Annotated in this window: 13 protein-coding genes; 9 read left to right on the forward strand and 4 right to left on the reverse strand. The window is 40.5% G+C overall.

Annotated elements, in window-relative coordinates:
- Positions 1–55: 55 nt before the first annotated feature.
- The 5 genes from yhbH to NSQ76_RS05135 all read left to right on the forward strand — a co-directional run bounded on the left by yhbH (position 56) and on the right by NSQ76_RS05135 (position 4,790).
- Positions 56–1,219 (forward strand): sporulation protein YhbH, encoded by a 1,164-nt coding sequence (gene yhbH, locus NSQ76_RS05115; protein WP_285707639.1) that lies wholly within the window; start codon positions 56–58, stop codon positions 1,217–1,219.
- Positions 1,220–1,583: 364 nt separating this feature from the next.
- Positions 1,584–2,216 (forward strand): HlyD family efflux transporter periplasmic adaptor subunit, encoded by a 633-nt coding sequence (locus NSQ76_RS05120; protein ID WP_024425324.1) that lies wholly within the window; start codon positions 1,584–1,586, stop codon positions 2,214–2,216.
- 39 nt (positions 2,217–2,255) lie between these two features.
- The gene (locus tag NSQ76_RS05125) at positions 2,256–3,875 is read left to right on the forward strand and encodes a DHA2 family efflux MFS transporter permease subunit (protein WP_341052823.1); all 1,620 of its coding nucleotides are present in this window, start codon (positions 2,256–2,258) and stop codon (positions 3,873–3,875) included.
- 17 nt (positions 3,876–3,892) lie between these two features.
- Positions 3,893–4,417, forward strand: a complete 525-nt coding sequence (locus tag NSQ76_RS05130; protein ID WP_024425322.1) for an NAD(P)H-dependent oxidoreductase — start codon at positions 3,893–3,895, stop codon at positions 4,415–4,417.
- Positions 4,418–4,430: 13 nt separating this feature from the next.
- The gene (locus tag NSQ76_RS05135) at positions 4,431–4,790 is read left to right on the forward strand and encodes a hypothetical protein (protein WP_025093303.1); all 360 of its coding nucleotides are present in this window, start codon (positions 4,431–4,433) and stop codon (positions 4,788–4,790) included.
- A 113-nt stretch (positions 4,791–4,903) separates the two neighbouring features.
- Here NSQ76_RS05135 and cspB read toward each other — a convergent pair whose 3' ends face one another.
- Both cspB and NSQ76_RS05145 read right to left on the reverse strand, forming a co-directional pair.
- Positions 4,904–5,104, reverse strand: a complete 201-nt coding sequence (gene cspB, locus NSQ76_RS05140; RefSeq protein WP_008349061.1) for a cold shock-like protein CspB — start codon at positions 5,102–5,104, stop codon at positions 4,904–4,906.
- A 211-nt stretch (positions 5,105–5,315) separates the two neighbouring features.
- Complete coding sequence (locus NSQ76_RS05145) at positions 5,316–6,407, reverse strand: GGDEF domain-containing protein (RefSeq protein ID WP_285707645.1); 1,092 nt, start codon at positions 6,405–6,407, stop codon at positions 5,316–5,318.
- A gap of 96 nt (positions 6,408–6,503) precedes the next feature.
- Here NSQ76_RS05145 and NSQ76_RS05150 point away from each other — a divergent pair, with 96 nt between their 5' ends.
- Positions 6,504–6,884 carry a hypothetical protein gene (locus NSQ76_RS05150; protein ID WP_024426614.1) on the forward strand — a complete coding sequence of 127 codons (381 nt, stop codon included), beginning with the start codon at positions 6,504–6,506 and terminating at the stop codon, positions 6,882–6,884.
- Positions 6,885–6,918: 34 nt separating this feature from the next.
- Here the strand turns inward: NSQ76_RS05150 and NSQ76_RS05155 are convergent, their stop codons facing one another.
- On the reverse strand, positions 6,919–7,317 hold the full coding sequence (locus NSQ76_RS05155; RefSeq protein WP_024426613.1) for a hypothetical protein: 399 nt from the start codon (positions 7,315–7,317) through the stop codon (positions 6,919–6,921).
- Between the two features lie 151 nt (positions 7,318–7,468).
- Here NSQ76_RS05155 and NSQ76_RS05160 point away from each other — a divergent pair, with 151 nt between their 5' ends.
- Positions 7,469–7,975 (forward strand): YhcN/YlaJ family sporulation lipoprotein, encoded by a 507-nt coding sequence (locus NSQ76_RS05160; protein ID WP_034623898.1) that lies wholly within the window; start codon positions 7,469–7,471, stop codon positions 7,973–7,975.
- 156 nt (positions 7,976–8,131) lie between these two features.
- On the forward strand, positions 8,132–9,004 hold the full coding sequence (locus NSQ76_RS05165; protein WP_335342869.1) for a hypothetical protein: 873 nt from the start codon (positions 8,132–8,134) through the stop codon (positions 9,002–9,004).
- Positions 9,005–9,028: 24 nt separating this feature from the next.
- Here the strand turns inward: NSQ76_RS05165 and NSQ76_RS05170 are convergent, their stop codons facing one another.
- On the reverse strand, positions 9,029–9,673 hold the full coding sequence (locus tag NSQ76_RS05170) for a spore coat protein (RefSeq protein ID WP_025093306.1): 645 nt from the start codon (positions 9,671–9,673) through the stop codon (positions 9,029–9,031).
- 144 nt (positions 9,674–9,817) lie between these two features.
- Here NSQ76_RS05170 and NSQ76_RS05175 point away from each other — a divergent pair, with 144 nt between their 5' ends.
- Entirely contained in the window at positions 9,818–13,198 is a 3,381-nt protein-coding gene (locus tag NSQ76_RS05175; RefSeq protein WP_285707653.1) for a CheR family methyltransferase, read from the forward strand.
- Positions 13,199–13,252: the final 54 nt, after the last annotated feature.

The raw sequence follows: 13,252 nt of genomic DNA on the forward strand, positions 1-13,252 counted from the left end.
GGATAAAGGAATCGATGGTTAGAAGAATTGTGCAAATAGGTGAGGAGGGGGATGGATGTCCCGGCAAGAAAAAAGTCAGTTTATTGTGTCTCAGGAAGACTGGTCCCTCCATCGAAAAGGCTATGACGACCAGCAGCGTCATCAGAAAAAAGTCAAAGAGGCGATTAAAAACAATTTGCCGGATCTTGTCACAGAAGAAAGCATCATCATGTCGAATGGAAAAGATGTTGTGAAAATTCCGATCCGTTCATTAGATGAATATAAAATTCGGTATAACTACGACAAAAATAAACATGTGGGTCAAGGCGATGGAGACAGCGAGGTTGGCGATGTTGTTGCGCGTGACGGCTCAGACAGCAAGCAGGGTCAAGGAAAGGGGCAGGGTGCTGGTGATCAAGCTGGTGAGGATTATTACGAAGCAGAAGTCTCATTAATGGATCTCGAGGAAGCACTGTTTCGTGAACTGGAGCTGCCAAACCTCAAGCAAAAGGAGCTTGACGACATCATTGTTGAACAAATTGAGTTTAACGATATTCGCAAAACCGGGTTAACAGGAAATATCCACAAAAAACGAACGATGCTCTCGGCATTTAAACGAAATGCGATGACAGGCAGCCCTTCCTTTTATCCCATCTACCCGGAGGATATCAAGTATAAGACGTGGAATGAAGTGACCAAACCAGAGTCGAAAGCCGTCGTTTTGGCGATGATGGATACGAGCGGAAGCATGGGGCTTTGGGAAAAATATATGGCGAGAAGTTTTTTCTTTTGGATGACACGTTTCTTACGGACAAAGTATGAGACGGTCGATATTGAATTTATTGCCCACCATACAGAGGCAAAGGTGGTAGACGAAGAACATTTCTTCTCACGGGGTGAGAGCGGGGGCACCATTTGCTCGTCTGTCTATCGAAAGGCACTAGAGCTCATAGACGAACGATACCCTCCGTCGCGATATAATATTTATCCTTTTCATTTTTCTGATGGTGACAATTTGACCTCAGACAACGCCCGGTGTGTGAAACTTGTTTCTGAAATCATGAAAAAAGCCAATTTATTCTGCTATGGTGAAGTCAATCAATACAACCGGCATTCTACGTTAATGTCAGCATATAAGCACATTCAGGATGAGAAATTTAAGCATTATATTTTGAAGCAAAAATCAGACGTTTTTCTCGCACTAAAAAATTTTTTTCAGCAGGAAGAAGTTCTTTCATAACGAGCACATTTGAAAAAACCTTTCAGCATAAGGGCTGAAAGGTTTTTTGTGTGGAGAAGGAAAGGATCGCCAAAAAAAAAGTAAAACTTTCTCTTTGACATTTCAATTTTCATTTATTAATATTTAATCTTGTTAAATATAAGTTTTTCAAAAAAGATGCCGATTGTCTTTTCTTCTTTTTCTGCTCTTTGCTCATAAGTGAACAATAAGTATAAATGGGCTGCACACCATGATAGGGGCGGGAGTAGATGAAGGGAAAAGGACAGATTGTTGAGCTTGTTTCATATTCTGTCAGATGATGGGCATTCTAAGTTTGCTAAAGCAGATGACACTATATTTTTATACATGAAAGGAGAAACAAAACATGAACAGAGGGCGTTTATTGCTAACGAACATTATTGGCCTTATTGTGATTCTTGCCATTATTGCCGGAGGTGCTTATTACTACTACGAAAGCACAAACTTTGTTAAAACAGACGAGGCAAAAGTGACAGGTGACATGTACCAAATTACAGCACCAGCAGCTGGACAAATCAAAGGCTGGGATATCAACGAAGGTGACGAAGTGGAAAAAGACAGCACAGTTGCAAAAGTTGAAGGACAAACAAAAACAAACATTAAAGCAGTGGCTGATGGCACATTAGTCAAAAAAGAAGTACAAAACAATCAACAAGTGCAGCCTGGTACAGTTCTTGGTGAAACAATTGATTTAAGCAAGCTTTACATCACAGCAAATATTAAAGAAACAGATATTAAAAACATTGAAAAAGGCGACAAAGTCGACATCGTTGTAGATGGAGATCCTGATACAACATTTGAAGGAACTGTTGAACAAATTGGTTATGCGACAAACTCAACATTCAATATGCTGCCAGCAACTAATTCAAGTGGCAACTATACAAAAGTAACGCAAAAAGTAGCAGTGAAAATTTCAATTAAAAACCCATCAGACAAAGTACTTCCAGGTATGAATGCTTCTGTCAAAATTTCATCTTAATAATGATTGATATCAAAAAATGAAAGGAGGTTGTCTGAGATGGCAAATCAACCTGCAGCGACAAAACAGGGAACAGGCTCCTTGTCTTTACTGATCATTTTAATGGCCGGTTTGTTCGTAGCGATTTTAAACCAAACGCTTTTGAACGTAGCCATGCCCCATTTAATGACAGAATTTAATGTGAGTGCAACGACGATTCAGTGGCTGACAACAGGCTACATGCTTGTCAACGGTGTGCTGATTCCGTTGTCTGCGTTTTTAATCACACGTTTTGGACAGCGCAGCTTATTCCTAGTGGCTATGATCTCGTTTACACTAGGTACATTTATTTGCGGCATTGCGCCAAACTTTTCAACGATGCTTATCGGCCGTTTGATTCAGGCTGTCGGCGGCGGTATCTTACAGCCGCTTGTCATGACAACAATCCTTTTTATTTTCCCTCCGGAAAACAGAGGGAAAGGAATGGGGATTTTTGGTCTTGCGATGATGTTTGCTCCTGCAGTAGGACCAACAGTATCTGGTTACATTATTGAACATTATTCTTGGCGTATTATGTTTTATGGACTTGTGCCAATCGGTGCGATTGTCATTATCGCGGCTTTCTTTATGTTTAAAAATATTGTAGAGCCTAAAAAAATCAAGCTGGACAGTCTTGGTGCAATTCTTTCAATCGTCGGTTTTGCTTCCCTTCTATACGGAGTGAGTGAAGCAGGAAGTGATGGTTGGACAGATCCGATCGTCTTATCTACGATTATTATTGGTGCGATTGCGATCATTCTCTTTATTTTCCAACAGTTGAAAGTTGATAATCCGATGCTTGATTTCCGCGTATTTAAATACAGCATTTTCTCATTATCAAGTGTCATTAACATCATTATTACGGTTGCCTTATATACGGGGATGTTTTTACTTCCGATTTATCTGCAAAACCTCGTTGGGTTTACGGCATTGCAATCTGGGCTATTAATGCTTCCAGGGGCACTTGCGATGCTCATTATGTCCCCGATTTCAGGAATCTTGTTTGATAAATTTGGACCTCGTCCGCTTGCCATTGTGGGGATGCTCATTACCGTTGTCACGACATATGAGTTTACAAAGCTGACCATTGATACTTCCTATAGTCACATAGTGCTCATGTATGCAGTACGTGCATTTGGTATGTCACTCTTGATGATGCCGGTTATGACAGCAGGGATGAACCAATTACCGCAGCACTTAAACAGCCATGGTACAGCGATGTCTAATACATTAAGACAAATTAGCGGTTCCATCGGTACGAGTTTGATCACAACGATTTATACGAATCGGACGACATTCCATTATTCCAATATGGCGGATCAAACAAATACAGCGGACCCGTTCTTTATGAATTCATTCCAGGCGGCGGTATCGAATGTGATGCATCATATGGGTATGACAGCAGAAGCTGCTCAAAAATATGTATCCACCCAGCTCTTTACGAAAGCACAGATCGATTCAAACGTGATGGGTATCAATGATGCTTATATGTGGGTGACATTATTCTGTGCGGCTGGTGTCATTCTCAGCTTGTTCCTGCGAGATGTTCGTAAGGATAAAAAGCGAAAAGAACAGCAGCATAAGAAACAAGAAATATCACTGCTTCCAGCACCTAAGGAAGCAAACCAAGATGCAAGATAAGTGTGGAGGGACCGTACATGAAAATTTATGTTGTATACGATAGTGAAGGTGACCATACAAAAGCACTTGCAGAAGCGATTGCAGCAGGCGCGGGTGAAACAGAGCAAGCTGAAGTATTCATTGATCACGTGAAAGATGCGGATATTCGCAAGCTTGATCAAATGGATGCGATCATTTGGGGCTGCCCGGGCCACTTTGGTACCATTAGTTCTGGGTTAAAGACATGGATTGACCGTCTCGGCTACTTATGGGCAGAAGGAAAACTAATCGATAAAGTCGGTGCTGTTTTCTGTACAACTGCTACAACACACGGCGGTTTAGAAATGACAATGCATAATTTGATCACACCAATGTTCCACCAAGGAATGCTTGTTGTCGGCCTTCCTGGAAATGTTCCAGAGAATGCTTTATACGGCTCTTACTATGGAGCTGGTGTGACATGTCCGATCGATTCAGATGAATTGATTTCGACTGAAGGCATTGAACTTGGAAAAGCACTAGGAAGACGTGTAGCATCAGTCACTGCATCATTTAAGCGATAAGGAGAGGGTTCTTTTGGCGACGATTATTGTAGCGTTAGTAGCTGCTGTTCTAGTCATTATTGGATTAGTAGCGTTCAATGTCAGACACGCATCAGCCGATAAGGAAGAGATCAAAGAAGATGTCTCCAAACAGCCTGACGTGCCGCATAGCGAGCCAGAAGCTGTGGCGAGACATGTAGAGCCTGAAGTTGAAAAAAAAGCGTCAGAGCCTTCTCAAACGGATGATGCTGCGTCTGGCGACGATTTCTATAGACAGGCGCTTCAAAAGTTTAAGCAGCCAGAACCACCTGTCAAAGAAGAAGAACCAGAGACAAAAATGAATGATGATATGTATCGTTCTGCTTTGCAGAAGCTAAAGCAGAAGGACAAATAAAAAAGAGAACCTCTCATCAGGTTCTCTTTTTTTATGGCACAAAAAAACCGCCGGCAGAAGCCGGGCGGTTTTCCTTCACTCTATAAAGTGCTAAAAGAGCAGATGCTCTTAAATTACGCTTTGTTAACGTTAGCAGCTTGTGGTCCACGGTTACCTTCAACGATTTCGAAAGAAACTGATTGACCTTCTTCTAAAGTTTTGAAGCCTTCGCCTTGGATAGCAGAGAAGTGAACGAATACATCGTCTTGACCTTCTACTTCGATGAATCCGAAACCTTTTTCAGAGTTGAACCATTTTACTTTACCTTCTAACATGAAATTTCCTCCTAAAGCGATCTTAACGCTTAAATTCACTATTCTTGCTCTTACACAAACTTCAAAGACGAAAACTCTTTCAAAACTTTCTTCTTAAAGATGATACGAACAAAAATAATTACCTTTACTTTACCAGTGTTTGCGGGAAAAAACAACTGTTATACGAAAACTTTTTTAAAAATAATTAGTGCTAACAAATTGAGGAAAATGCCTATGTCAAATGGTCTTTTTTTCTCTCTGAAAAGCTCACTTGATTTCGGCCGGACTCCTTCGCTTTATAGAGCTCCTGGTCAGCTATAATCGGTAATTGCTTGATGTCTGCACTCGTCCCATAAGAATAAGCACACCCAATTGATACCGTAGTGTGAATGGACAGACCGTTTTTTAAATAAATCGGTTGATCGGCTATTTTTTTTCGCAAACGTTCTGCAATCTGCCATGTTTTTTCAATTGTACAATTTGGTAGAAAGACAGCGAATTCCTCACCGCCAATCCGCCCAATATAATCAGAGCTTCTTGTGTTTTTAATCAGCCTTGTACCAATTTCTTTTAAAACGATATCTCCCTCATGATGCCCATATTGATCATTGATGGTTTTGAAGTAATCGATGTCTAGGTAAATAAGGGACATTTGATGGATAGGCTGCTTCAACTTCTTAGTAAAAGCATCACTTAATACCTCATCGAACTTCCGTTTATTTAAAACACCTGTTAAAAAGTCATAATGAGCTTGGAATTTATACAAATTTAACAGCTGATATGCTTTTGTTTGATGCTCAATGATATAAAAATTAAACAACCCAGCAATATATGAGAAAACCCAATAAGTAAAATGCAGTTGAAATGATGTCTCATGCACGACCATGATAGTCAGGCTTGTGGCCATCACATTACCAATCGTAATGGATAACAGCACTTTCACAACATGATTCATATGACGCTCTGCAATCCAAAAAGAGGAGGCAGCGATAAACATCATGGAAAAAATATTGACTGAAGAAGCGATGTTGGCTTCAATTAATAATCGGCCAATGATCACAACAAAAGCTGCAATCATTGTTTGGGCGATGCCTCCATAAAAGGCCGTTAAAATAAGGGGAATATGTCTTAAATCGATGATCGCTGGTCCTGTTTTAATAGAGAAGAACATTAAAAGGACACCGAGTAACCCAGAAAGCATGCCTTTGCATATTTGTCTGAGCAAGGTATCTTCTTTCTTTAGAAAATTCTCTTTAAACACAAGTATAAATAAGTAATGGAAAGTAACAAGAATTGTTAAATTAATAAAGAGGTCTCTTAGCAAATAGAATCACCTTTTTAAAATTACTAAAATTTGTTGCAAAAGAAAAGGGGAAAAAAGATAATTAATAAAAATTTTAATGATGAGGAATTGAAGAAAATGCGAGGAAAACGCTTTCCAGATCAAACGGACTGGCTTTCTTTTTTTGAAAAAATGCCAGATGCCGGATTTGAAAAAGAAATGCCGGTTGAATATCAAGATTTGACTTTTCGGTTCGAGAATCAAGAGGAGCGATTTGTTGTGAACATGTCGCTTGCTATGAAGGAGTTTAGCTTAAACGTCGTTCGAAAAAAGACCGAATCCGTTTTAGGAATATATGATTTTAAAACAGTGCAGCATGTAGAGATTAAAAAAGATCGGAAGGAAGAAAAGGAGCTTTTGCTGATATTAGAGCATCATGACGACTTCATCACAACAATCGAAATCACATTTCTACCTTCCTTTTGTCTTATGGTCAAAGAACATTTTTCAGGAGAATAAACAGGAGCCTCTTTTTATGAAGGCTCCTGTTTTATTATTTGTGCTCGATGTCATTGATGACTTGCTGGATCGATTCATCATCCATCACATTCATCACACTTTCATCAATGTGAAGAGATTGCGCATAAGACTCTCTTGGCTGATGAGTTCTTGATGGTGATTGGTGCTGGTTCGTTTGATTTGGCTGGACAGCTGTGAATGCCTGCTTGATCATTTGGCCAACTTCACCTGTTCCTTTTGATTCCTTATGTGAGCGGGACTCATGACGAGATGAATCTTGGTGCTGATGGTTTGCGCCTTTCATCATTGAAGACATATTCATTTGTGTCATGCTTTTCAGCCTTCTTCGTAAAACCGGGGAGAATAATGCAATGATAGCTGTTGATACTGCGATCATTGCGCCAGTGCTCATACCTTTTCTTTTTTTAAACAAACGAATCCCTCCATTTGATCGTGATGATCTTTCATCAAGTTTAGGATGACCAATCACAGCTGAATTATGAATTCATTTTGCGGAAAGAGAGGATATGTGCATAAAAAGCCGGTTGGATGAAAAACCTATGAGCAAAAGGAGGGAATAATTGATGAATAAGAAATGGATGCTATCTTTACTGCTCGTGCCAACATTAATCACCGCTGGGTGTGGAATGAACAACCAAGGCGATGAGCGTAGAGGAACAATGAAACGGCAGTATGAAAATGTCACATATAAGAATGACAACATGAGGCAGGATCAGCCAGATGTTCAAACACCTCAGAAGGTCAAAGTGTCAGATAAGGCGTCAGAGCTCGTAGCCAATATGTCTGAAGTGAAAACAGCGAACGTACTTGTCACAGGAAAAAATGCATTTGTTGCCGTTGTACTTGAAGGCAATAAAAGCGGTGATGTGACGGACGATCTGAAAAAGAAAATTTCAGACAAAGTCAAATCAACGGATCAACAAATCGACAACGTGTATGTATCTGCTAATCCAGACTTTGTCGATCGTATGCAAGGTTATGGAAAACGTATTAAAAGCGGAGAGCCGATTTCAGGATTTTTCGATGAATTTACTGAAACGGTTAGACGTGTCTTCCCTGAATCAAAATAGCTACGACAAAAGCCGTATGTCATATGCGGCTTTTTTGTTTGGAACCGCACCTCGCGCACCTGACTGCATAAAGTAAAAAATATATCACCTCTTGTTGATCTTTGTTTCTTCATAGAGAGAGAAAGAGGGTGCAGGATGAATTCAGGTGGGGAGCAAATGAAAGCAAGGCCGTCATTGATTCATAAAAAACTTGTAAGCGGGATGATTGCAGCAGGTCTGATTTTTTATGCTTTCACCGCGTACTTGATTTATGTTGCGTTTCAGCTGACAGGACAATATTTGGAGCAGTCTTCTCCTAAAACGGTTATCACGGAGGGACTCAATAAGCAAGTCTATGAACATATTCGAATCTACTATGCAGAGGAAGAGGATGCTTTTGTTGATCTGACCATAGAGGCCATGAAACAGGCAGAGAAGAGAACATCGTCAGTGTTTCAGTTTGAAGCTGACAGACCTTTAGACGTTATTTATTTTGATGATAAAGAGACGATCGAACAAATGGCTGGAATTAAGCATATAACCGGATTTTACTCTGATCATGATCAAATGATTGGGTTATATCCAGATAAACGGGAAGCATTATTGAAGAAAGAGACACTGCCTTTATACTTTTTCAATACGCTTTTTATTCATGAGTATGCTCATTTTGTTTTCTATGAAAAGGTCCATTCATATGAAGTATCTCCAGGCATTTTTCCGCTTTGGTTCCACGAGGGAACAGCAGAATGGACGGCCTATGACGTGTTAAATGCTACGTCTGAACGCTTCGACGTGATTCCATTTCACTCTCTTCATTCTGATCAGGACTGGCAGAACTCCCGGGTAACGTATGAGACAGATGTCTATTTACAAAGCTATTATATGATCTATGAGCTGGTGCAGCTTTACGGACGAGATGTCATACATGAGATCATGGAGGAAACTGCGAAAACGGGCCAATTTGCTAGCGGCTTTGAACAGGCGACTGGGGAGAGGCTCACAGATTTTGAAGAACAGTTCAAAGTGATGTACCAAAGAAAAAACGGCTGACCAGAGAAGGGGTCAGCCGTTTTTTTAATGAAGAGGCCTTTGTTGATCAGCCTTGCTAGGAGGCATTTGAACCTGCCCCTGAAGCGGTGCAAAAGCTGACGTCATGGCTGTCATGTCTTGTTTGGAAAGCTGAGGAACTTGATAGTAGCCATGCTTGTTTTGATACAAGAAAATTTCATAGGCCATTTCGATAAAGTTCGGGATCTGCGCAGCAAGCACACGTCTGACAACAGGGTTTGTCACTTCTAATGCGGACATGGAAAGTAACCCAGCGTGTGATTTGACTAGGCTGAGCATATGTCCTGTGATACCTAAGTCTTTTACATCCTGTAAGGACTGATTCGGCTTCTTCGGCTGAGTAGGTTTGATTCCGTATGTCACTTGTGTGTGTTCTTTCATCATATAAGTAGCGGTTTCTTCACTAGGCTTTTGGCCTGTAGAAAAACAATCTACAGTGACATTGTACTGGGATAAAACGAATTGATATTGTCGATCCAGGATGTCGGATAATGCAGGATCTTGAATAAATTGCCGCAGGATCATATATTGATCCAAAATATTAATCGTGCCGGCTAAAATTTCATGTAAATCGAATAACTCATGCCCGCCATGGTTGAGTTCAGGCTGCTGAGCGTTTCCTTGAAACATTGGCTGCTGATCGTTTTGCATTGAGATTCCTCCTTTTGTTTATACAATCTGTTTTAATGTGAGGATGTTTTCACGTTTTCATGCAAAAAACATTATTTACAATTAGAGGGTTTTCTTTCTTTTTGTCGAAAAAAAGTATCAGACGAATGAACATGGGGGTACCAGATGCAGGACAAAATCATTAATCGTTTGATAGAAGACGAACATGTGCAGGCACCAGTGATCGGCATCGGTGTTTCGCCGTTTGAACAGCATCATCTTGAGGCTTTTTTTCAATCGTTGCCACATGAATTAAATGCCTCTTTTATTGTTGTGCAAAATCATGTGACAGGCGATTGTATAACAGATTTAGAAGCACTTGTTTTACCGATTGGCTACCGGGCAAAAACGATTAAACATGGTGAGAAAGTCATGAAGAAGACCATCTATTTTTGTCCGCAGCATGCGGCTGTGACGTTAACAGAAGATCATCGGCTTCATGTATCAGAGCAGCTGCCAACAAACAAGGCATGCTCTGTCGACTTGCTTTTTAAGTCACTTGCCAGTGTTCAAAAGGAAGAGGCGTTTGCGATCTTTTTTCAAAAAGGTCATTGTGTGGGGAGTGGATTGCTTCGGTTGGTTGAGCAAGGCGGTACAGCTTTATCATGCAGTGAGGTAGAGAGTGGTTTTGACAGCATGTATCATCACACATTCAAAAATCCATCCACCCTTGCAGCTTATATGGCCAATATCATCAATGTCCCGCATGTGGATGAGACGGATCCAGCTTTACTAAGAATCATTGAACGTCTCGAAATGTATAAAGGGATTGCCTTTTCAACCTATGAAAAGAAAAGGCTGCTTTCTGTTATTCAAAAACGCATGCGCACCGCAGACGAACCGATGTCATTATTAACAGAGTACGATCGTCTATTAGAAAGAGAACCAGATGAGCTTGACCGCCTGCATGCCCAGCTCCTAAGCGGCACGACTGCTTTCTTTAGAGATATGGAGGCTTTTCGAGTATGTGAACAGAAGGTGATCCCGTCAATCATTGACCATTCGATGAACAACGGGAAATCTCGATGCCGAATTTGGATTGCGGGATGTTCGACAGGGGAAGAAGCTTATTCTTTTACGATTTTATTTTTAGAAGAAATGAAGCGAAGAGATGTGTCCATTGAACTTCAAGTCTTTGCGACAGATATCAACCGAAAAGCCATTCAAATAGCTAGTAAAGGTCTTTATTCGATAGAGTCTATGGCAAGCATACCGGAAAAATGGCGGGCGCGATATTTCGAAAAAAAAGGTGACGCTTTTATTGTGAAGCAGTCGCTTAGAAAACATATTGTTTTTGCTCCTCACAATTTATTGATTGATTCACCTTTTATCCACCTCGATTTTATCAGTTGCCGAAATGTTCTGATGTACTTTGAGCCAGAAGTACAAAAACGAGTATTATCCCGATTCCAATATGCTTTAAAAGATCAAGGGGTGTTAATCTTAGGGCCAAATGAAACTGTTCCCAATATTCCTCGATTGTTTCAATTATTCAATGAGAAGTGGAACATTTACGCCTATTCAAATGTTCCTGCATCTAGTGTCCCTTGGGTATATGACGCTCGTGATGCCGAGTTAAAAAAGCGAGCTGCTCAATATATGGAAGAAGTGAGCGAAGAATATGACGCATGCATGGTGATCAATGATTGTGACAAAATTCTGGCGATGTCAAATGGGGCCTATTCCTTCTTAGACCGTACAGAAGTGTCAAATCAATCATGTGAATATGTGACACCTGATTATTTGAAAGAGATGTTGAGTCAAACCTTTCAAAAGGTATGGACGGACGAGACAGAGGTTGTGTTTCAGCATGTCCTCATTTCGGAAAAAGGAAAAAAGCAGTATGCGGATTTTATTGTAAAGAGTTTTGATCACCGTTTTAAAGGGGTATACGTCATTCTCATTCGAATGAATGAGAGAGGGAAAATTCAAAAGAACAGCAGGGAAAAAGGAATGCCAGATCAGAATTCAGTTTATCAACAGCGTATTGTCGATTTAGAAAATGAACTCAATGAAATTAAACAAAAAGAGCAGGAGGCAAGGGCTCAATTAAAAGTGAAAAACACGCAAATAGCGGAGCTTGAGAAAAAACACGAGCATTTTATTAATATCATAAACAACTTAAGGGTAACAAGGGAAGAACTGTATAGACCTTCTGTTAAGCCACAGCTTGCGACGTTGTTTGTGGACCGGGACATGAATATTCGCTATTACACTCCTACAGCCGCCTCTTTATTTACTTCAGCTCAAATAAGGCAACAGCAATCCTTTCAGGCGATGGCTAAGAAGCTTACGCAGGAAACGCTCTATCATGACATACAATCGGTTATCTCGGACAGGCGTGTCATCGAACGAGAAATTGAAACGAATGAAGGAGAACAATTCACTGTTCACATCACACCTATCTTTGATCAAGATCATGAGGGAGCGGTGATGACGTGGATTAAAATGACGGAAATGACAAAAATCAAACAGTCACTCCATCTAGCGGTAACAGCACTGGATAATAGCCATATCCATATTGTTGTTGCAACTGAGGAAGGGGTCATCCAATGCGTGAATCAGCGCTTTTGCCAGTTTGTACAGCAGCATGAATATGACCTGATCGGCAAAGATATTTTTTCTGTCTATTATTCGCTGTGTCAATGTGATGATTTAGAAAAGCAATGGGATGTTTGTTTAAAAGAAGGCAGCTGGACTGGTGAGCTGTACTTTCAGGATTTATCAGGCCGTGAACGATGGGAGAGAGTCTCTTTACACCGAATTGATGATCCTGACAAAATGCAGTCAACCGTGATGCGGATTTCAGAGGACATTACCAATCAAAAGCAGTCAGAGAAAATGCTGATGAAGTCAGAGATGCTGTCCGCAGTTGGTCAACTTGCAGCCGGCATCGCCCATGAGATACGGAACCCGCTGACGTCGTTAAAGGGATTTTTACAGCTGATGATTCAAAGTAAGAAATATCAGAAGGATTATGCAGATGTGATGATGTCTGAATTTAATCGGCTTGAAGCGATTATTAATGAATTCCTTGTGCTCTCTAGAAGCAAATCGGTGAAATTTGAGCCGGTACATGTCAATCTTCTGCTCGAAGAAGTGATCATGGTCGTTGAATCACAGGCGGTTTTAAAAGGCGTGTCTATTCAGAAGAATTTATCTCCGTCGCTGCCAAACATTCAAGGTATACCAAATGAGCTGAAACAAGTTTTCTTAAACATTCTTAAAAACGGTATTGAAGCGATGGATGGTGTGACAGGTGTCATTCAAGTCACATCCGTATTGGAACATAATCAGATGATGCTGATTTTTGAAGACCAGGGAAAGGGCATACCAGAAGAAGAAATAGGGAAACTGGGTGAACCTTTTTATACAACGAAAGAAAAAGGGACTGGCCTTGGTTTAATGATGACGATTAAAATCATTGAAAGCCATGGCGGCAGCATTCGTTTTGAAAGCAAAAGCTTTGAAGGGACACGAGTGATTATTACGTTTCCAATGAGCTGACAGACATAAGATTTACAAGAAATCCATCTACCATCAATATTTACTTAGTACACT

It is taken from the genome of Bacillus sp. FSL M8-0256, from assembly GCF_038005765.1.
In the GTDB taxonomy this organism is placed as follows: domain Bacteria; phylum Bacillota; class Bacilli; order Bacillales; family Bacillaceae; genus Bacillus; species Bacillus safensis.

Excerpts from the sequence above, each read along its gene's own strand:
- yhbH (WP_285707639.1), top strand. The coding sequence starts at position 56 with ATGTCCCGGCAAGAAAAAAGTCAGTTTATTGTGTCTCAGGAAGACTGG.
- NSQ76_RS05120 (WP_024425324.1), top strand. The coding sequence starts at position 1,584 with ATGAACAGAGGGCGTTTATTGCTAACGAACATTATTGGCCTTATTGTG.
- NSQ76_RS05125 (WP_341052823.1), top strand. The coding sequence starts at position 2,256 with ATGGCAAATCAACCTGCAGCGACAAAACAGGGAACAGGCTCCTTGTCT.
- NSQ76_RS05130 (WP_024425322.1), top strand. The coding sequence starts at position 3,893 with ATGAAAATTTATGTTGTATACGATAGTGAAGGTGACCATACAAAAGCA.
- cspB (WP_008349061.1), bottom strand. The coding sequence starts at position 5,104 with ATGTTAGAAGGTAAAGTAAAATGGTTCAACTCTGAAAAAGGTTTCGGA.
- NSQ76_RS05150 (WP_024426614.1), top strand. The coding sequence starts at position 6,504 with ATGCGAGGAAAACGCTTTCCAGATCAAACGGACTGGCTTTCTTTTTTT.
- NSQ76_RS05160 (WP_034623898.1), top strand. The coding sequence starts at position 7,469 with ATGAATAAGAAATGGATGCTATCTTTACTGCTCGTGCCAACATTAATC.
- NSQ76_RS05165 (WP_335342869.1), top strand. The coding sequence starts at position 8,132 with ATGAAAGCAAGGCCGTCATTGATTCATAAAAAACTTGTAAGCGGGATG.
- NSQ76_RS05170 (WP_025093306.1), bottom strand. The coding sequence starts at position 9,673 with ATGCAAAACGATCAGCAGCCAATGTTTCAAGGAAACGCTCAGCAGCCT.
- NSQ76_RS05175 (WP_285707653.1), top strand. The coding sequence starts at position 9,818 with ATGCAGGACAAAATCATTAATCGTTTGATAGAAGACGAACATGTGCAG.